Annotated in this window: 23 protein-coding genes; 18 read left to right on the forward strand and 5 right to left on the reverse strand. The window is 45.7% G+C overall.

The genetic code is table 11. The annotated features are described in order from the left end of the window. Nucleotides 1-13: 13 nt before the first annotated feature. The 11 genes from HYN51_RS02930 (at nucleotide 14) to HYN51_RS02980 (ending at nucleotide 7,634) form a co-directional block, all read left to right on the forward strand. On the forward strand, nucleotides 14-625 hold the full coding sequence (locus HYN51_RS02930; RefSeq protein WP_108901472.1) for a T6SS immunity protein Tli3 family protein: 612 nt from the start codon (nucleotides 14-16) through the stop codon (nucleotides 623-625). A 20-nt stretch (nucleotides 626-645) separates the two neighbouring features. Then, nucleotides 646-1,254: a T6SS immunity protein Tli3 family protein gene (locus HYN51_RS02935; protein ID WP_157952968.1), complete on the forward strand. Its 609-nt coding sequence runs from the start codon at nucleotides 646-648 to the stop codon at nucleotides 1,252-1,254. A 20-nt stretch (nucleotides 1,255-1,274) separates the two neighbouring features. After that, nucleotides 1,275-1,883 carry a T6SS immunity protein Tli3 family protein gene (locus HYN51_RS02940; protein ID WP_108901474.1) on the forward strand — a complete coding sequence of 203 codons (609 nt, stop codon included), beginning with the start codon at nucleotides 1,275-1,277 and terminating at the stop codon, nucleotides 1,881-1,883. Between the two features lie 20 nt (nucleotides 1,884-1,903). Further along, nucleotides 1,904-2,512 carry a T6SS immunity protein Tli3 family protein gene (locus HYN51_RS02945; protein WP_108901475.1) on the forward strand — a complete coding sequence of 203 codons (609 nt, stop codon included), beginning with the start codon at nucleotides 1,904-1,906 and terminating at the stop codon, nucleotides 2,510-2,512. Between the two features lie 20 nt (nucleotides 2,513-2,532). Next, nucleotides 2,533-3,141 carry a T6SS immunity protein Tli3 family protein gene (locus HYN51_RS02950; protein ID WP_108901476.1) on the forward strand — a complete coding sequence of 203 codons (609 nt, stop codon included), beginning with the start codon at nucleotides 2,533-2,535 and terminating at the stop codon, nucleotides 3,139-3,141. A 20-nt stretch (nucleotides 3,142-3,161) separates the two neighbouring features. Continuing rightward, nucleotides 3,162-3,770, forward strand: a complete 609-nt coding sequence (locus HYN51_RS02955) for a T6SS immunity protein Tli3 family protein (protein WP_108901477.1) — start codon at nucleotides 3,162-3,164, stop codon at nucleotides 3,768-3,770. A gap of 20 nt (nucleotides 3,771-3,790) precedes the next feature. Next, nucleotides 3,791-4,399 carry a T6SS immunity protein Tli3 family protein gene (locus HYN51_RS02960; protein ID WP_108901478.1) on the forward strand — a complete coding sequence of 203 codons (609 nt, stop codon included), beginning with the start codon at nucleotides 3,791-3,793 and terminating at the stop codon, nucleotides 4,397-4,399. 232 nt (nucleotides 4,400-4,631) lie between these two features. Beyond that, nucleotides 4,632-5,852: a hypothetical protein gene (locus tag HYN51_RS02965; protein ID WP_157952969.1), complete on the forward strand. Its 1,221-nt coding sequence runs from the start codon at nucleotides 4,632-4,634 to the stop codon at nucleotides 5,850-5,852. A gap of 61 nt (nucleotides 5,853-5,913) precedes the next feature. Beyond that, on the forward strand, nucleotides 5,914-6,180 hold the full coding sequence (locus HYN51_RS02970; protein ID WP_108901480.1) for a PAAR domain-containing protein: 267 nt from the start codon (nucleotides 5,914-5,916) through the stop codon (nucleotides 6,178-6,180). 142 nt (nucleotides 6,181-6,322) lie between these two features. Then, nucleotides 6,323-7,033 (forward strand): GNAT family N-acetyltransferase, encoded by a 711-nt coding sequence (locus HYN51_RS02975; protein ID WP_108901481.1) that lies wholly within the window; start codon nucleotides 6,323-6,325, stop codon nucleotides 7,031-7,033. A gap of 160 nt (nucleotides 7,034-7,193) precedes the next feature. Then, nucleotides 7,194-7,634 carry a helix-turn-helix domain-containing protein gene (locus HYN51_RS02980; protein ID WP_108901482.1) on the forward strand — a complete coding sequence of 147 codons (441 nt, stop codon included), beginning with the start codon at nucleotides 7,194-7,196 and terminating at the stop codon, nucleotides 7,632-7,634. A 91-nt stretch (nucleotides 7,635-7,725) separates the two neighbouring features. On the opposite strand, the gene HYN51_RS02985 is transcribed toward HYN51_RS02980, so the two are convergent. Continuing rightward, nucleotides 7,726-9,093 (reverse strand): L-serine ammonia-lyase, encoded by a 1,368-nt coding sequence (locus HYN51_RS02985; protein WP_108901483.1) that lies wholly within the window; start codon nucleotides 9,091-9,093, stop codon nucleotides 7,726-7,728. Nucleotides 9,094-9,126: 33 nt separating this feature from the next. Further along, nucleotides 9,127-10,428, reverse strand: a complete 1,302-nt coding sequence (locus tag HYN51_RS02990) for an HAAAP family serine/threonine permease (protein ID WP_108901484.1) — start codon at nucleotides 10,426-10,428, stop codon at nucleotides 9,127-9,129. Nucleotides 10,429-11,220: 792 nt separating this feature from the next. Here HYN51_RS02990 and HYN51_RS02995 point away from each other — a divergent pair. Next, nucleotides 11,221-12,210, forward strand: coding sequence for a TerC family protein (locus HYN51_RS02995; protein ID WP_108901485.1), 990 nt, complete (start codon nucleotides 11,221-11,223; stop codon nucleotides 12,208-12,210). A 144-nt stretch (nucleotides 12,211-12,354) separates the two neighbouring features. Here HYN51_RS02995 and HYN51_RS03000 read toward each other — a convergent pair. Beyond that, a protein-coding gene (locus HYN51_RS03000; protein ID WP_108899760.1) for an IS3 family transposase occupies nucleotides 12,355-13,505 on the reverse strand; the annotation gives its coding sequence in 2 pieces (ribosomal slippage) (nucleotides 12,355-13,250 and nucleotides 13,250-13,505; 1,152 coding nt in all). 559 nt (nucleotides 13,506-14,064) lie between these two features. Continuing rightward, nucleotides 14,065-14,298 (reverse strand): DUF2594 family protein, encoded by a 234-nt coding sequence (locus tag HYN51_RS03005; RefSeq protein WP_108901486.1) that lies wholly within the window; start codon nucleotides 14,296-14,298, stop codon nucleotides 14,065-14,067. A 155-nt stretch (nucleotides 14,299-14,453) separates the two neighbouring features. On the opposite strand from HYN51_RS03005, the gene HYN51_RS03010 reads away from it, so the two are divergent. Further along, nucleotides 14,454-14,888, forward strand: coding sequence for a hypothetical protein (locus HYN51_RS03010; RefSeq protein WP_108901487.1), 435 nt, complete (start codon nucleotides 14,454-14,456; stop codon nucleotides 14,886-14,888). Nucleotides 14,889-14,995: 107 nt separating this feature from the next. Here HYN51_RS03010 and HYN51_RS03015 read toward each other — a convergent pair whose 3' ends face one another. After that, the gene (locus HYN51_RS03015) at nucleotides 14,996-15,364 is read right to left on the reverse strand and encodes an HMA2 domain-containing protein (RefSeq protein WP_108901488.1); all 369 of its coding nucleotides are present in this window, start codon (nucleotides 15,362-15,364) and stop codon (nucleotides 14,996-14,998) included. Nucleotides 15,365-15,624: 260 nt separating this feature from the next. Between HYN51_RS03015 and HYN51_RS03020 the strand changes: the two genes are divergently transcribed. Genes HYN51_RS03020 through HYN51_RS03040 form a run of 5 tightly spaced genes read left to right on the forward strand, consistent with a single transcriptional unit; the run spans nucleotide 15,625 to nucleotide 19,289 of the window. Further along, the gene (locus tag HYN51_RS03020; RefSeq protein WP_108901489.1) at nucleotides 15,625-15,957 is read left to right on the forward strand and encodes an HMA2 domain-containing protein; all 333 of its coding nucleotides are present in this window, start codon (nucleotides 15,625-15,627) and stop codon (nucleotides 15,955-15,957) included. Nucleotides 15,958-15,971: 14 nt separating this feature from the next. Further along, nucleotides 15,972-16,610: a hypothetical protein gene (locus HYN51_RS03025; protein WP_230514009.1), complete on the forward strand. Its 639-nt coding sequence runs from the start codon at nucleotides 15,972-15,974 to the stop codon at nucleotides 16,608-16,610. Next, a complete protein-coding gene (locus HYN51_RS03030; RefSeq protein ID WP_108901490.1) occupies nucleotides 16,603-16,917 on the forward strand; it encodes a hypothetical protein in 315 nt (104 codons plus the stop codon). The genes HYN51_RS03025 and HYN51_RS03030 overlap by 8 nt, the downstream gene beginning before the upstream one ends. Beyond that, on the forward strand, nucleotides 16,901-17,212 hold the full coding sequence (locus HYN51_RS03035) for a YtxH domain-containing protein (protein WP_108901491.1): 312 nt from the start codon (nucleotides 16,901-16,903) through the stop codon (nucleotides 17,210-17,212). The genes HYN51_RS03030 and HYN51_RS03035 overlap by 17 nt, the downstream gene beginning before the upstream one ends. A gap of 7 nt (nucleotides 17,213-17,219) precedes the next feature. Next, nucleotides 17,220-19,289, forward strand: coding sequence for a heavy metal translocating P-type ATPase (locus HYN51_RS03040; RefSeq protein ID WP_108901492.1), 2,070 nt, complete (start codon nucleotides 17,220-17,222; stop codon nucleotides 19,287-19,289). Nucleotides 19,290-19,317: the final 28 nt, after the last annotated feature.

Below are 19,317 nucleotides of genomic sequence, written 5' to 3' on the forward strand. Positions count from 1 at the left end.
GAAAATATTCTGTATGCAATATTATATAAAAAAGTGGGTTAACCTATTTCTACCTGCACTACTGATAGCCATGCCGGTTTATGCTGAGCTTGGCCGACAGGTTATCTATTTATTCGGTGACGATCGCGCTTTGGTTCTGGTCGGAAATAAATGTCAGGGAACGGTATTCTATGTGGACAATAAACAGAAGTTTGCCACGCAAGTCACCAGCGGATTTAAAGTGTCGCTTTTCCCTTTTATTCACCCGTCAAAAAAATACATTGCGATACCTTATCGCGATTTATCTGGACTCATGGTTTCTAAAGATTATGGGCGAACGTTTGAAGATGCTAGTTTTTCTCCAGGAGGAGGGCCGACTGGAATGAGTGATGCAACTCCAGAGGTATCAGATGTCGTTTCTTTTACTGTGGTTGACGATCAGGGTTTTTTCTTAACCAAGCAAAACTATATTTATCTTAGCTCTAAACCTTTTGGCAATCGCTGGGGGTTGGATTATGTCGCATTAGATGCCATTCCTGAATTGGTATATAAGGATAGAGAAAACTTCCAAAATCTCCCTACCTCGGTACCCGAAGTTAAAGATTATAAGGGTTGGACTCATATGCAATGCGATCCAACCCGATAATGTATTTACAGGGAGAGGGTATGAAACGTTTAGCCAAGGGATTAACCACATTAGTTTTCTGTTTGTTGGTCGTTATGCCCGCTTATGCTGAGCTTGACCGACAGGTTATCTATTTATTCGGTGACGATCGCGCTTTGGTTTTGGTCGGGAAGAGGTGTGAGGGAACACTATTTTACGTGGATAATAAACAGAAGTTTGCCACGCAAGTCACTACTGGATTTGATTTGCCTCTTTTTCCATTTATTCATCCATCCAAACAATATATTGCTATACCCTATAGTGATTTATCTGGATTCCGGGTTTCTAAAGACGGTGGGAGAACGTTTGAAAGAGCTCGTTTTTTACCAGGGGGAGGGGCCGAGGAATTTAAAGGAAATCACCCATTAGTTAAAGATGTTGTTTCTTTTACCGTGGTAGGCGATCAGGGTTTTTTCTTAACCAAGCAAAACTATATCTATCTTAGCTCTAAACCTTTTGGTGATCGCTGGGGATTAGATTATATGGCGATAAATTCTATCCCTGGAACGGTCATCGAAGATAGAGAAAACTTCCAAAATCTCCCCACCTCGGTACCCGAAGTCAAAGACTACAAGGGCTGGACTCATATGCAATGCGATCCAACTCGATAATGTATTTACAGGGAGAGTGTATGAAACGTTTAGCCAAGGGATTAACCACATTAGTTTTCTGTTTGCTGGTCGTTATGCCCGCTTATGCTGAGCTTGACCGACAGGTTATCTATTTATTCGGTGACGATCGCGCTTTGGTTTTGGTCGGGAATAAATGTCAGGGAACGGTATTCTACGTGGACAATAAGCAAAAGTTTGCCACTAAAGTCACAAGCGGATTTAAAGTGTCGCTTTTTCCTTTTATTCACCCGTCAAAAAAATATATTGCGATACCTTATCGCGATTTATCTGGACTCATGGTTTCTAAAGATTATGGGCGAACATTTGAAGATGCCAGTTTTACTCCGGGAGGAGGGGCCGAGGAATTTAAAGGAAATCACCCATTAGTTAAAGATGTCGTTTCCTTTACCGTGGTAGGCGATCAGGGCTTTTTCTTAACCAAGCAAAACTATATCTATCTTAGCTCTAAACCTTTTGGTGATCGCTGGGGGCTGAATTATGTTGCACTGAATGCCATTGACCATTTGACATATAAACATCAAGAAAACTTCCAAAATTTCCCCACCTCGGTACCCGAAGTTAAAGACTACAAGGGCTGGACTCATATGCAATGCGATCCAACTCGATAATGTATTTACAGGGAGAGTGTATGAAACGTTTAGCCAAGGGATTAACCACATTAGTTTTCTGTTTGCTGGTCGTTATGCCGGTTTATGCTGAGCTTGGCCGACAGGTTATCTATTTATTCGGTGACGATCGCGCTTTGGTTTTGGTCGGGAATAAATGTCAGGGAACACTATTTTACGTGGACAATAAACAGAAGTTTGCCACGCAAGTCACTACTGGATTTGATTTGCCACTTTTTCCCTTTATTCATCCTTCTAAACAATATATTGCTATACCTTATAGTGATTTATCCGCATTGATGGTTTCTAAGGATGGTGGGAGAACGTTTGAAGGTGCTAGATTTACTCCGGGAGGAGGCGCTGAACGGTATAAAGATGATCGTCCGTCAGTTAAAGATGTCGTTTCCTTTACCGTGGTAGGCGATCAGGGTTTTTTCTTAACCAAGCAAAACTATATCTATCTTAGCTCTAAACCTTTTGGTGATCGCTGGGGATTAGATTATATGGCGATAAATTCTATTCCTGGAACGGTCATCGAAGATAGAGAAAACTTCCAAAATCTCCCCACCTCGGTACCCGAAGTCAAAGACTACAAGGGCTGGACTCATATGCAATGCGATCCAACCCGATAATGTATTTACAGGGAGAGTGTATGAAACGTTTAGCCAAGGGATTAACCACATTAGTTTTCTGTTTGTTGGTCGTTATGCCCGCTTATGCTGAGCTTGACCGACAGGTTATCTATTTATTCGGTGACGATCGCGCTTTGGTTTTGGTCGGGAATAAATGTCAGGGAACACTATTTTACGTGGACAATAAACAGAAGTTTGCCACGCAAGTCACTACTGGATTTGATTTGCCTCTTTTTCCATTTATTCATCCATCCAAACAATATATTGCTATACCCTATAGTGATTTATCTGGATTCCGGGTTTCTAAAGACGGTGGGAGAACGTTTGAAAGAGCTCGTTTTTTACCAGGGGGAGGGGCCGAGGAATTTAAAGGAAATCACCCATTAGTTAAAGATGTTGTTTCTTTTACCGTGGTAGGCGATCAGGGTTTTTTCTTAACCAAGCAAAACTATATTTATCTTAGCTCTAAACCTTTTGGTGAGCGTTGGGGATTGGATTATCTGGCGTTAAATGCGGTTCCTAGAAAAACACTTTCTTCTGAAGAAAACTTCCAAAATCTCCCCACCTCGGTACCCGAAGTCAAAGACTACAAGGGCTGGACTCATATGCAATGCGATCCAACTCGATAATGTATTTACAGGGAGAGGGTATGAAACGTTTAGCCAAGGGATTAACCACATTAGTTTTCTGTTTGTTGGTCGTTATGCCCGCTTATGCTGAGCTTGGCCGACAGGTTATCTATTTATTCGGTGACGATCGCGCTTTGGTTCTGGTCGGGAATAAATGTCAGGGAACGGTATTCTACGTGGACAATAAGCAAAAGTTTGCCACTAAAGTCACAAGCGGATTTAAAGTGTCGCTTTTTCCTTTTATTCACCCGTCAAAAAAATATATTGCGATACCTTATCGCGATTTATCTGGACTCATGGTTTCTAAAGATTATGGGCGAACCTTTGAAGATGCCAGTTTTACTCCGGGAGGAGGGGCCGAGGAATTTAAAGGAAATCACCCATTAGTTAAAGATGTCGTTTCCTTTACCGTGGTAGGCGATCAGGGTTTTTTCTTAACCAAGCAAAACTATATCTATCTTAGCTCTAAACCTTTTGGTGATCGCTGGGGATTAGATTATATGGCGATAAATTCTATCCCTGGAACGGTCATCGAAGATAGAGAAAACTTCCAAAATCTCCCTACCTCGGTACCCGAAGTTAAAGACTACAAGGGCTGGACTCATATGCAATGCGATCCAACTCGATAATGTATTTACAGGGAGAGGGTATGAAACGTTTAGCCAAGGGATTAACCACATTAGTTTTCTGTTTGCTGGTCGTTATGCCCGCTTATGCTGAGCTTGACCGACAGGTTATCTATTTATTCGGTGACGATCGCGCTTTGGTTCTGGTCGGGAATAAATGTCAGGGAACGGTATTCTACGTGGACAATAAGCAAAAGTTTGCCACTAAAGTCACAAGCGGATTTAAAGTGTCGCTTTTTCCTTTTATTCACCCGTCAAAAAAATACATTGCGATACCTTATCGCGATTTATCTGGACTCATGGTTTCTAAAGATTATGGGCGAACCTTTGAAGATGCCAGTTTTACTCCGGGAGGAGGTGCTGAGGAATTTAAAGGAGATCGTCCGTCAGTAGAGGATGTCGTTTCCTTTACCGTGGTAGGCGATCAGGGTTTTTTCTTAACCAAGCAAAACTATATCTATCTTAGCTCTAAACCTTTTGGTGATCGCTGGGGATTAGATTATATGGCGATAAATTCTATCCCTGGAACGGTCATCGAAGATAGAGAAAACTTCCAAAATCTCCCCACCTCGGTACCCGAAGTTAAAGACTACAAGGGCTGGACTCATATGCAATGCGATCCAACTCGATAACTATCACCCGACACCCTGAATATGGACTGTTAATATGCAATGGCAACGCACAATATTACCCGAAGAGGAAAAACCATCACCTCCATCATGGTGGTTCTACCCAATCGTACTTATCGTTTCTTTTATTCTATTTGGCCTATTCACCTGCCTGATAAATGACAATCTTTCGTTATTGAATGACAAGATACTGATTTTCAGTTTTCTGTTGCCCGGGTTCACCTTTGGGTTGGGCGTGATTGCATTTGTGATTCACCTTTTTGTTACTAAACTTGATGAATATTTTTATCGCTCAGCGTTTATTGAACATAAAAAAAGAGAATGGCAGTCGTGGGGGCGATTATCTATTCCCGTTTTGGCTTATGCACAATATACGCCGGTTGAAAATATCACCGATAAGATTCTCGGTATTTCTGGCCGATTGCCGCTCAATCCCAATGCGGTTATGAAGCTAAATGAGGTTCCGGCAAATAGTTTCAGCCAATATAGTCTTTCATTTGTTTTCAATAAATTGATTGAGCCAATGGTTGAAAATATTAAACCTATTCAGCATCAGCTTAAGATCCATGTTTATTCATCAGAGTCCGTGGAAATGACACGTGCCTCGCTGCAACAGACGTTTGAATGGTTCAGGCTTAGCGGCGTTGTGAAAGAGAACATCCATTATCTAGATGATGTACCCAGTTTTGAAACGGTATATACCCTGCGGGAAGATGACCCATCGTATAACCATTTAGCGATCATGGTCAGCCTGCATAATGATTCTGAATCGAAGAATACTGAAAGTGCGGTAAGCCTGTTATTTGGTTCAACATTGAATAAGACGAAAAGTGATATCTATTTTTTCCGACCAATAAAAATCGAAAAGAGCCAGATTGATCAAGGGGTCGAGGTATTTCTTGAAGTAGAACAAATCAAAGGGAATGAGGCGATTCATTTATGGATGGTGAATGTTGATGATGCTTCGAGCCATTCATTCACCAAACTCGTTGGAAATTCAACGCATAATTATACGATATCGGGTATTCATTCGATGAATAGCTGTTTTGGGAAAGTGTCTGCCATTTATGCATGGAATAGCATTGTGTGTGCTGCCGAAGCCATTAAGGCTAAAAATCAAAATAGTTTAATTACTTTACAGCAAGATAACCATATTGAATCTGTTCAGGTGGCTAGGTCACCCGGAGAAACGCTGTTCGCCAGCGTTTATGAGATGTCATTAATCCATTCCTATTATCTTATGGGGGTAATGATGTTTTCTTTAGCGGCAGTATCATTTATCAGTACTTACGGTGGGGTAGAGAATTTCTTACCGTGGCTTGTCGGTGGCGTTTTCCTTTTGTTTATTTTCTCCACGATTTCAGTGATTTTTCACCACACTCAATTCAGAAAAACGTGCCAGCGAGAGTGGGATTTCGCACAGAGAAGCAACGAGTTGTATCCGAATGACTGGTGAACATTTCAATTGATGCACCATATAACAACATTGATGATTGATTACCTAACAGGGGGCAGTGATGGCGAAAGGCGTAATTCGATTAGGGGATATCACTAGCCACGGCGGTGAGGTTATTTCAGCATCATCAACCATCACCCTGTATGGCAAGAAAGTGGCTTTGGTTGGCGATTTGATCAGTTGCCCAAAGGATGGGCATGGTGTGAACGCTATTATTGAGGGGGCAACGAGTTGGTATCACAATGGAAAACCCGTCGCGGTCGATGGCTGCCTGTGCGCCTGCGGCTGCACATTATTGAGTAGCTTACCTGAGGTCAATGTAGGTTAATCACCTGAACAGAGTAGACTCATAATACAGCGATTACACCCCGTTGAACGATAGACCCTATCCCAAAAATAATTTTAACGACAGGCTCATGATCAGCGGTTAAAGTAATAAAACCACTAATTCATGTCAAAGGAGTCTTTTGGTGTCCAACACTTTAAACCAATATCAGCAACCTGTTGGTGAAACGCTTACCGACTGGCAACCGCGCCAGCATCCACAGCGCCTTGAGTTAGTAGGCGAATATTGTCGTTTGGAGCCACTACAGGCTGCACGCCATGCTGCAGATCTCTTTCATGCTTTTAGTCAGGCGCCCGATGGCCGTGATTGGACTTATATGGCTTATGGCCCGTTTGACGACCAAGCGCTGTATTACCAGCATGTAGAACAGGCTTCCGGCAGCACCGATCCGCTGCATTTTGCTATTATCGATCAGGCCAGCAACCGTGCAGTAGGCACTATTGCCTTGATGCGTATCGACAAAGTCAGCGGCGTGATGGAAGTGGGGCATGTCACGTTCTCCCCATTGCTGAAACAGACCCGCATTGCCACCGAAGCACAGTATTTGCTGATGTGCTATGCCTTCGATAAGTTGGGATACCGTCGCTACGAGTGGAAGTGCGATAGCCTTAATGCCCCTTCCCGTGCGGCCGCACTGCGCTTAGGCTTTACCTTTGAAGGTGTTTTCCGTCAGGCGGTGGTGTACAAACAGCGTACCCGCGATACCGCATGGTTTTCTATACTGGACAGTGAATGGCCGGTGATTAAAGCCGGTATGGAACGCTGGCTGAGCGAAGCTAACTTTGACAGTGACGGTAAGCAAAATCTGAGCCTGAAAGCCTGTCGCGAACGATAATGACCGTTTTACGGTGATAAGCGCCATTTTTCTCTGCCGCTATCTGTTGAGCAGAGTCATTCTGGCAGGGGAATGATCACATTCATTCAATTCATTTTATATAACCCTACCGTTAATCGGTATAATAGCCGCGGACAATTGCAACACATCAGGCACCACCATGAAATTTAATACCGTATCCGATAGCGAAATCATTTCTGAGCTTTGCCGCAGAATTAAAGAGACGCGTATTGCCATGCGGTTATCTCAGATTGAGCTGGCAGAGCGAGCGCAGGTGGGGATCGCGACCATCAAACGCGTAGAAATGGGGGAAGCCGTCACGTTAAGTACGCTGATCGGTATCCTTCGTGGTTTGGATCGCCTGCACCAGTTGGAAGGGATCTTATTTGATTCAGAGGTCAGGGTATTTAACGCTCAGATTACCCCTGATGCGGAAAAAGCACCGGTACGTATCCGCAAAAAGAGCGGAGAAAATGAAGGGGAAGGGGACAAGAACCCCGCCGGGCTGGAGTCAAACGTGCTACAAGACGACAGTAATTGGTATACCTTGGCAGCCAAAAGCAATGTGGTTTGGCCGTGGTTTAAGCCGGAAAAGAAATAGCGCGTCACTTCAGAACATGTTAACAGACAGAAAATATCCCCTGCCCGGGCGTGCCGGACAGGGGATATATTTTATTAGGATTCAGCTTTTATCAGGACTCACACAGCGCCACTTTAATGGCTAATCCACCGCGAGAGGTTTCACGATATTTGGCGTTCATATCTTTACCGGTCTCGTACATGGTTTCGATAACTTTATCCAACGATACGCGCGGCTCACTGGTCCGTAACATCGCCATACTGGCAGAGTTAATCGCTTTTACTGCGGCAATCGCATTCCGCTCAATACAAGGAACCTGAACCTGACCCGCAACCGGATCGCAGGTTAAGCCCAGATTATGTTCCATTCCGATTTCTGCGGCGTTACACACTTTCTCTGGGCTACCGCCTCGTAGTTCAGCTAAACCGGCAGAAGCCATTGAACAGGCAACGCCAATCTCACCCTGACAGCCGACTTCAGCGCCAGAGATAGAGGCGTTCATCTTATACAGCAGTCCTACTGCACCCGCCGCCAAGAAATAACGGGTATAAGCTTCCGGTGTAACCGGCTGAATGAAGTGGTCGTAGTAAGCCAGAACGGCGGGAATGATGCCACAAGCACCGTTGGTGGGTGCAGTCACCACGCGGCCACCTGCGGCGTTCTCTTCACTCACGGCCATGGCGAACATATTGACCCAGTCCATCGCGGTCATCGGATCGGTGGATAAGCGGTCATGAGTTTGCAGTATGCGGTGCAGAGCAGAAGCCCGGCGCGGAACCTTTAATGGACCGGGCAACACACCCTCGGTACTCATACCTCGATGGATAGCCCCTTTCATGGTTTCCCATACGAGGGCCATGTAGCGCTCCACCTCTTCTCTGCCGTGCAGGGCAATTTCGTTTTTCATCATCACCGCAGAGAGTGACAAACAATTGTCTTTGCAGTGACGAAGCAGGTTTTTGGCTGAATAGAATGGGTAAGGAACCGTCACTTCTGAAGTGGATTCCTTACCAAAGTTCTCTTCATCTACCACGAAACCGCCGCCGGTAGAGTAGTAGGTTTTGCTGCTGAGCAAAATATTGTTGTCGTAAGCGTGAAATGTTAGACCGTTTTCATGCAGGGGCAACGTCTTATCTGAGAAATTCAGTGTCAGTCCAACACGACGTAGCGTATTGTCAGCACAGCGGATAGGTAAGGTGCCGGTTTCATGTACCTGCTGAATAAAGCCAGGAATGGAATCGACCTCTACCGTATCCGGTTTATTGCCAGCCAGACCCATGATGATGGCGATATCGGTATGATGTCCTTTGCCCGTCAGTGACAGAGATCCGTAGATATCAACCACAATATCGGTGGTCAGATTGTCCAGTTGTTTACTTTTCAGGTCTTCAATAAACCGGATACCGGCTACCATCGGACCCACTGTATGGGAACTGGAAGGACCTATACCAATTTTAAAAATTTCAAATACGCTAATCATGGAATCTCCTGACAACATCATGTTGGACGACTGTTAGCTGATAAGGCTGTAAACAATGGCTGACATAGAAATCAGACCCATCAGTACGACGAACACGTTGCTGATGTGACCGCTGTACTTACGCATAGCGGGAACTTTATGAATGGCGTACATCGGCATAAGGAACAGTAACATAGCGATGATTGGACCCCCTAGGGTTTCAATCATACCCAGAATACTAGGGTTCAGTGTTGCAACGATCCAAGTCGTAATTAACATGAACAGCGCAGTGATGCGGTTCAATTTGTTGAGTTCGATGCTCTGGCCTCTACTGCGTAATGACTTGATCACCATACCGTTGAAACCTTCACGAGCGCCCAGATAGTGGCCCAAGAATGATTTGGTAATCGCGATGAAAGCAATCACAGGTGCGATATAAGCAATAACCGGCGTATTAAAGTGGTTAGCCAGATAAGAAAGAATCGAGATGTTTTGTGCTTTTGCTGCAGCCAGATCCGCAGGAGACAGGCTGAGTACGCAGCTAAATACGAAGAACATCACGGTCAGTACCATCATGATGTGGCTGCGAGCCAGAATTTGCGAACATTTACGTTCTGCGTTTTGGCCGTATTCTTCACGTTTTGCAACGGCGAATGCAGAGATAATAGGTGAATGGTTGAAGGAGAACACCATGACCGGAATTGCCAACCAAAGCGTCATTAACAGACCATTACCGGTAGCCGCAGCGGTTGATGATAAGCTGGCGGTTTCGAATATGGCACTGGTCCAGTTTGGAATCAGATATAACGCTAAAAGCATCAGAACGGCAACGAATGGGAATACCAGAATACTCATCGCTTTAACAATGAATTGCTCACCAAAGCGAACAATCGTCATTAATCCTACAATCAAAATTAAAGATAAAATAGCGCGCGGTGGTGAGGGTAAATTTAACTGGTGAACAATAAAACTGTCCACAGTATTCGTAATCGCAACGCTATAAACCAGTAGGATTGGATATATTGCGAAGAAATATAGCAGAGTAATTAATTTACCTGCGCCGATACCAAAGTGTTCTTCTACGACTTCAGTAATATTCTCACCAGGATTTTTACCAGAAAGAACAAATCGAGTCAGTCCACGGTGTGAAAAATAAGTCATAGGAAAAGCGATCAGCGCCATAATAATTAATGGAATAAGACCGCCAATACCGGCGTTAATCGGTAAAAATAATACGCCCGCACCGATTGCTGTGCCGTAAAGACCCAGCATCCACATGGTGTCAGACTTACGCCAGCCTAAACTGGAAACAGGCGCAATACTTGCTGTGGTTGTTGTGGTTTGAGTAGTGTCCATGAATACCCCAAAGTGAATTTTTATTAAAATGGTTCCGCGGCATTAGAATAATACCGGTGATAAACTAACTTTTTATTAAGAAATAATGTGTGGGTTTGTCACGGTGGGCACTTTAACAAATTAAAATAAAATAATGCTCAATCTCGATCACAAAACCATTTTTGAATAAAAAGTTTTAAAGAATCAGATTTGATATCTTATTTTAATTAGATGAGGGTGTAGACCAATATTGATACTTTTTGTGGGGGTTTTATTGAGTTAAAAAACATAAAGAATCAAAAATGATATTTAATAATTTTTATTTATTAATGGCTCATTGTTGATACGTTATTGTATTTCCTTAAGGCATATTTATTATAGAACCAATAAGAAAATAAGTGCAAATAAATAATAAAATTAAATAAGAAATACTATTCATCAAGTTATCCGTTCATTTTCCGTTAACTAGGTGGATAGATTCATCCGTTTTTTATCGTTTAAGTTTCGGCTTGCTTGACTCCGGTAACGAGAATGCGTATCTTTTCTTTCGCAAAGGGGAGTAACTTCCAAGCTGGCTAATCGTCAATACGATGTATGCATGTACATCCGGTTACCAGGCAACCTTCGGTTGTAAGTGAGACCTTGCCGGAAGGCGAGGTGCGCTTATAGCTAGCTAAAACAGCGGCTGCGTCTTCCGACGTTGGCCGTTTTTTTATGTCTGAAGGTTAGGTTTCTGTATCTGTCAGTCGTGTTGTTCAAAACAACTATAGTTTTAAACAGCACGGTGAAATAAGAAACCCGAGGAGACCCCAAATGAATACAGTTGGAACCCCGTTATTGTGGGGCAGTTTTGCACTTATCGTTGCCGTGATGCTAATGATTGACCTGTTTGGACAGGGCAAGAAGAAAGGCGGAGCGATGTCTTTTAAACAGGCTGCGGCCTGGTCGTTAGTCTGGATTACGCTCTCTTTATTATTCTCCCTCGGTTTATGGTGGTATCTGAAAGAAACCGCCGGTCAGCAAGTGGCTGATACTCAGGCGTTAGCCTTTATTACCGGTTATCTGATTGAAAAAGCGCTGGCGGTAGATAATGTGTTCGTCTGGTTGATGCTCTTTAGTTACTTCTCTGTTCCGGTCGCACTACAGCGGCGAGTGTTGGTGTATGGCGTGTTGGGCGCTATCGTGCTGCGGGCTATAATGATTTTTGCAGGTAGTTGGCTGATTTCTGAATTTAGCTGGCTACTGTATATCTTTGGTGCTTTCTTGTTGTTCACCGGTATTAAGATGGCGCTGGCGAAAGAGGGGGATGAATCGAACATTGGCGATAAACCGCTGGTGAAGTGGATACGCAGCCATATCCGAATGACTGAAAATATGGAAGGAGAACGCTTCTTTACCCACCGCAACGGCGTATTGTTTGCCACGCCGCTGTTTTTAGTACTGATTCTGGTAGAAATCAGCGATGTCATTTTTGCCGTCGATAGCATCCCGGCTATCTTCGCGGTGACAACCGATCCCTTTATCGTGTTGACCTCAAACCTGTTCGCTATTCTGGGCCTGCGGGCGATGTACTTCCTGCTGGTCAACGTAGCGGAACGTTTCTCTATGTTGAAGTATGGTCTGGCGGTGATTCTGGTATTTATTGGTATTAAGATGTTGATCGTTGATTTTTATCATATTCCGATAGCAGTTTCGCTGGGAACGGTAGGGGGAATTTTGGCGGTGACGCTGGGGATTAATGGGTGGGTGAATTATAGGAATGATACTCTTGAGGATGATCGTCAACGTAATGAAAAGCATTGAGTTTAGTGTTGGTTTCGTCCACTAAATAGTGCAGCGTTTGGATTAGCATTTGTACGAGTGGCCGAGCAGGGGGGCATTAGGGCGAATGCCCCCCCGCGCCTTCGCACACGAATTCAGGTCGCTTAGGCGACTCCCTTGTAGTGGTCAAGTATTCCCGGACTCCAACTTAAGTTGTTCTGCAATCATTGGCGGTAATCCACCATTAAAAGCATGTGGTCGCCTTTGATTATAATATTCTAACAAGTAACGGCTTATATCTGATTTCGCTTGCATCAGATTGTGATAACCCGTTTCCGGAACCCATTCTGTTTTTAAACTTCTGAACAAGCGTTCTGTCGGCGCATTATCCCAACAGTTACCCCGACGACTCATACTTTGCGTTATCTGATAACGCCACAACCTTTGTCTGAAGGCCCGTGCTGTGTACTGGCAACCCTGATCTGAGTGGAGCATCACTCCTTTAGGTTTGCCACGATGTTGCCAGGCCATATCCAGAGCTTTAATCGCTAACCCTGCATCCGCTTTATCTGATAAAGCATAACCAATAACCTTTCGGGCATATAAATCAAGTACCACTGCAAGGTAAATCCAGCACCCAGACCAGATATAAGTAATGTCGCTCGTCCATACCTGATTAGGTCTGGACGGGATAAAATCACGACCCAGTATATTACTTATCTCCGGACGTTCTATTGTCACAGGCTTATAGCGATGTGAACCCGGCTGTTTACTTTGTAACTGCGCTTCTGCCATCAGTCGTCTCACTTTAAAGCGACCAATCACTATCTTTTCCTGACGCAGCATGCCAACAATAGTTCGACTACCGGCTGAGCCCCGACTCTGTTTAAAAAGACTGACAACATGCTGACGAAGCCGCCCCCGCTCCTTATTCACCGTTCTGGATTGGGTGTCATAGAAAGTCGATTTGGAGATATCAAATAATGAGCAGAGCAGCCGGGTTGAGTAACGCTCACTTAATTGGGCTGTCAGCTCATATTTTTGAATTCGTCCGACATTAAGAGAGCGGTAGCCTTTTTTAAAATTTCCTTTTCTAATTCAAGGTGTTTTATTCGTTTCTCCAGAGCCTGAATACGTTGTTGCTCCGCGGTTAAGGCTTGGGTAGTTGGAGTGACACCTTGCTGCTCATATTTCAGTTGTCTTACCCAGCGACGCATCGCTGTTTCACCAACCCCCATTGCTCTGCAAGCTTCAGTCGTGCTATAGCCATGCTCAACAACCAGTGCAGCTGCTTCACGTTTAAACTCTGGGGTAAAATGTCGACGTTCTTTTATCATTATTCACCTCTCTTGATGGTTTGAGTTTACCACCTTAATTGGTGTCCGAGTTTATTAGACCACTACACCTTCCTTCGTCATTCGGGCTTACGAACCGGCGCAGAGCCGCTCCCGGCGTCGCTGCGCCTCGCCCAGCACCCTGCTGGTCGTGCTACCCTCTCTCAGTCGTCAACTGAATTCCAGTGCTCTTAAAAGTCAAAACATAAAGGTCAAAAGATAAAGGTCAAAACATTAGAAAGCTAATCGTCGGGAGAGGGTGCCGTGGGGGTCGACTTGGCGTAAGCCAACGACAAACAGGCAAAGCCAGTTTGAAAAGCGCTAGCGCTGGCCCGAAGGGCAGAATACCGAAGGTGTTTTGTCATTGCCCGTAGTCAACCCAGGCTCGGCGCTCTTTGGTCTCAAGTACAAATGGCCTACCGGCCGAGCACAATGATAATATGGGCCGATTGCCTTTACGGCCGGAATATCCTCAGAGGTCGATTTCATATAAAAAATCTACTCATCAACAACAAAAAGCCCCGCGTTAGACCTAACGCGGGGCTTTCAAACCAAAAAACTATCAGCATTTTTCCTGACGATAAGCCTGCCGCATTTGCTGAACAATGCCTTTAAAGGCCTCGGCTTCCGCCATATCAGGATGTTCAGCAATCAATCTTTCCATCTTTAGAATCACTTTTCCCGCGTCAGCCTGACCCATAGTGATCAGCATTAATGTCAGAATGGCTTTCAGACCGGAAATCTCTTTGGCCATCTCTTCTGGTGTCGCGTTGGTTGGAAAATCGATATTGTTCATAACTGGTCCCGTGTCGATATAGGTGACAATTTAAATTTGGGCATATGGTAGCAAAGTATTGCGCTAGACGTGAGCGTCTGTTGGTGGAAAAGTATTGAAAACTGCTTAATAATATAGATAATCATTCTCATTATTGTTTGTGGGCATACCATTTTATGTCATCAGCCCTTAAGGCACTGAAAAAACTCCGTAAAAAAGCGTCTAAGCACGGAAGCAAAAATAAGGCGGGAGATCGTGCACTTCAGAGTCTTGTTCGTCCTGCGGTTTTACCCGGCTTTCATCCCCGTGGTTCTAAACCAGAACCTTCTGATTCAATCTGGAGTGAACTCTCTCAGGAAGTGATGGGCAACATACTGGTTGAAGTGTCAAAACCGTTGAAGCCATTGCTGGACTGGTTCGATCATGGTGGCTATGTTGCTCCAACACCTCGCCAGCCAGCGAAAAGTGGGAATGCTGGCAATATGCGTATTCAGCCCAACAGCATGGCACCTCCGGCAATTTTACGTTTGCCGTTTAAATCGCCGCCTTGCAAACGTTGCCCCGCTAAAAGTGGGGGCGTTTGCCAGTGCGCCGCCAAACGCTTTGCCTGATTCTCTGATTCAGCCTGTATAAGGCAAATAAAAAAGCCCACATTGAGATAATGCAGGCTCTTCTAATAAAGGATTGGGGAAAGGGTTAATCAATCAAAACCAACGTATTATCTGGCGATGGCTGCCACTGCACTCACCAATGAACCGCCTAATGTGCGCTTCAGCGTAGTTAAGGCAATACCTTTCAGTAAGGTTTTAGCACCCAGACGCACGGCATTATTAATGAAGTCGCGCTCTTCGCTGTGTTCCAGCCAGTCATAACTTTCTACCGTTCCCAGTAGCGCCGCCGCGCTTATCACTTTGTTGTCGAAGCGGATGGCTACAGAACCCGCGTAGCGACGGTATTGAATCTCTTTGATTCCTGGGACTAATTTCAGCTTTGCAATGAGTTCTGTCACTTCAGCAGCGTGTTGTTGAATATAATCAGAACGAATGCGAACACGGTTTTGTGTCTGATGAACATATGGACTACTCATGGCGGCCACCTGAATGATAAAGATAACGAGAATAATTTACATTAAGGTTTGAGTGCTGTCTAGTACTGTTATTAACCCATTTTTGCGTCATATTTCGATTTCTTTATGCTACGAGTTTTCTATTTTCCGGCATAAATCTGATTTACTTCTAAACAAGCGTGTTTAAATGTTTTAAATCATTAGGTCACGTCATATGATGATCCTAACGAATATGGCACCTTTTCTGCTGCGGCAGAATAGTTGATTTTTTAGGATGTGTAATGAGTTCTGATAATTTCAGTGGGTTAATGGCACTGCGCCGTTTTGTTGAGCTTGCCCACCATATCCCGGGTCGTATCCGGTTACGCTTTACCAATAAGCTGGTGGCCGGGCTAAGTAAAAGTAAGCTAGCTGCATTAGAAGAACTTTGTGGCAAAGATAATTGTTTACGTAGCTATACCCTTAATAGTGCAACCGGAAGTCTATTATTAGAGTATGACGCTAAGCGTTTGCCGCCAACATTACTGGAACAGCTATTTGGTAATGACGATCGGATTGCAGAGCAAGCGTTAACTGAAATTCTGCCAATGATCACTCCGCCAGAGTCTAAATAAGTGAGGAACTGAAGATGGGAAAAGACAAGAAGAGTAACGATCAGGAAACCCCCGAATATCAAGGGATGCCACCCTACGGACCTTACGGTTATCCTTATTATCCTCCCTATCCTCAGCCGCAGGGGCAACCCGTGCCGCAGATGATGTGGCCACCTCATCCTCCAATGTGGAATCCAATGTACGGTCAGCCCCCGATGGGCTATCCCATGCCGCCGCAATTCCACCCGCTTCCACCTCAGTTTCAGCAGCCCGCGCCTCAGCAAATGGCCCCCGGTTTTGACTGGAGCGGGCAGGCTCAGGGCATGGTGGAAGGCTTGATGGGGGAGCAGGCAGGACTATTTAAAAACATCATCAGTACTATTGGCGTTGATGATAAAGAGTTTTGGAAAGGCGCAATGATTGGTGCTGCGGCAGCGCTGATTTTAGGTAATGAAAGCGTACGCAATACGCTGTTGCAAACCATTGCTAATGCTGGAGACATGCTGAAAAGCGGCGGTAGCAAGGTGAAAGAGGCAACGGAAACCACGGTTGGCAACGTTAAAGAGAGCGTTATGACCAGCGGAGCTATTTTCCGTGATACGGTTCAGGCTGGCAAAGAAGGTTTTCAGGAGTCGGTAGAACGACATCGTGAGCAGGAGAAAGTGGATGAGTAATAACAGCGACCGCATAAATCCTGCCAGCCGAGCGTTGATTGCGGGTGCCTTGGTGGGCGCAACGGCTTCTGGTGTGGAGCAATGGCGTCAGTATCAGCGCGGCGAGAAGACGTTGGAGCAGGCGACCAGTAAAGTTCTGATTGATGCGACTAAAGCCGGTTTGGTGAGTGGTGCCGCCATGACGGTCGCCAACGCCACCGCAGGTCGTCCAGTACTGACATTACTGACGCTACTCAGCGCAGGCGCTGCTGGGTTGTACCTATTAGACTCAATAAATAAGCGAGGCACCGATGAAACAGCCGAATAATCCTTACTACTATAACCCTTACTACAACCCTTATGCCCCTTATCCGGTGGACCAGTCGGCACCGCCAATTCCTTATCGAGCGGACAATAGCCGAGCTCACTTGATTACCGGTATTGTTGCCGGAGCCGCAATAGCTTATCTGTTATCTAACCGTAATGTACAAAAGAGTATTGGCGCAACCGCTAATAAAGCCTGGGGTGCGGTTCGCGGTGAAGTGGAGGAACTGAAAGAGCGTCTGGCGGACGTGCAGGCCGAGCTGGATTATTACCGCGAAAACGATCGGGACAGCGAGTAACTGCCCGATGAACTATTCATATCCCGTTAAGCCAGTCCATCAACTTCCTGGTCGACTGAGGGTGCGCATTGTTCAATTGCGGGAGCAGCCTGACGTTGCCGGATGGCTTAAAACCCATCTACTCTCTTTCACTGGGGTGAAAACGGTGCGCTTGCGCCCGGCAGCGGCGTCTGCCGTATTAACCTATCACACTAGCAAGACCAATACGGAAACGCTGTTAGCGCAGTTGAATGCCATCAATTGGCATTCAGCTACTGAAAGTGATTATGAGCCGGAATATTGTGGCGGTGATAATTTGCTAAATTTGGCTGGCTTGGCCGCAACCCAATTTTTACCTAAGCGCTGGTCTGCATTACCCACTATCGCATTAATGGCACCCACCATTGCCGAAGGTATTGAATCACTGTGCCAGCGTGAGTTAAAGGTTGAAGTGCTGGATGCGCTGGCCTTGAGCCTATCGATTGTTCGTGGTGATTATCGGACGGCCATGCTAACCCAGTCGTTACTGACGCTGGGGGAATATTTTGAGCAAGAAACCAGCCGTCACTCTGATGAGCTGTTGTCGGAACTGATGCAGCCGCAATACCACTCGGTTTGGGTTGAGCGTGGCGGCGAAAGTCAGGAAATTAATGCCGAAGAGCTGGTAAACGGTGATGTCATGCTGCTGGGGCCGGGAGACAACATTCCCGCTGACGGTAGCGTATTGCGCGGTATTGGTTTAATCAATCAGGCCTCCATGACTGGCGAAAGCGTGCCGGTGCGTCGTGAAGCGGGCGCTTGGGTATTTGCCGGAACCCAAGTTCAGGATGGTAATATCGCGGTACGAGCTGAGCGAGTGGGGGATGAGTCCTCAACCGCGAATATCCGCCGCTTCATTACTGAGTCACTTGGTCAACGCAGCGAAACGCAGCAAGTGACTCAGAGAATGGCTGACCGTCGGGTGGCGATTACTTTGGGTGCTGGTGCAGGCGTATTTGCGCTGACGCGTGATTTGAATCGCCTGGCCTCAGTATTTTTAGTCGACTATTCCTGTGCCTTAAAACTGAGCACCCCTATTGCGTTTAAATCGGTTATGTACAAAGCCGCGACTTCTGGACTATTGCTCAAAGGGGGACGCGCCATTGAGCAGTTGGCAGATATCGATACCGTGGTGTTCGATAAAACCGGTACTCTGACATACGGGGATATGTTGGTCACCGATGTGGTGAGTTTTGATCCGAAACATACTTGGGCTAAACGCCTGCTGGCGATAGCGGCTTCGGTAGAAGAACACAGCAATCATCCGCTTGCGCGCGCGGTAGTCAGCGCAGCTCAACAGCACGAGTTGCCGCATATTAACCACGGTGAAGTGGAGTATGTGATTGCCCACGGGCTGATCTCTGAACTCGACGGTAACCGTATGGTGATCGGCAGCCGTCACTTCCTGCGTGAGCATTACCACATCGACTTCGCGCCATTCCAGAGCCAAATTGAGGAACTGGAAGAGCAGGGGCGTCATCTGTTGTTTATCAGCCTCAATGAACAACTGGTCGGCATGATTGGCCTACAGGATAATGTGCGTGATGAAGCAGCACAGGTGATTAGCCGGCTGCGAGAGTTAGGTATTAAGAATGTTATTTTGTTAACCGGTGATAAACAGCATAAGGCCGAGCAAATGGCTAAAGAGCTGGACATTGATCGGTTCTTTGCTGAAGCAACGCCGGAAAGCAAAGTTAGCGTAGTGCAATCACTACAAGAACAGGGCTGCCGAGTGATGTTTGTTGGTGATGGGGTTAACGATGCGCCAGTACTGACTCAGGCTAATGTTGGCTTGGCGATGAACCAAAGCACTGAACTTGCCCAGCAGGCGGCGGATGCGGTATTACTGCAAGACTCTCTTCATGGTGTTGTGGTCGCCCGCGAGCTGGCGGTTGATGCGATGAAACTGGTTAACAGCAATATCAAACTTACCGAGTGGATTAATAGCGCTATTATGTTGGCAGCAGCGATGGGACGATTATCCCCAACCCTGAGTGCCTTGTTGCATAATGGAACCACCATCGGCGTATTGCTGAGATCGCTTGCAGCAAGAAAGTAGACAAGAAAGTCGGGTAGGTTTTTAGCTT

This window comes from Limnobaculum parvum, assembly GCF_003096015.2.
GTDB lineage: Bacteria > Pseudomonadota > Gammaproteobacteria > Enterobacterales > Enterobacteriaceae > Limnobaculum > Limnobaculum parvum.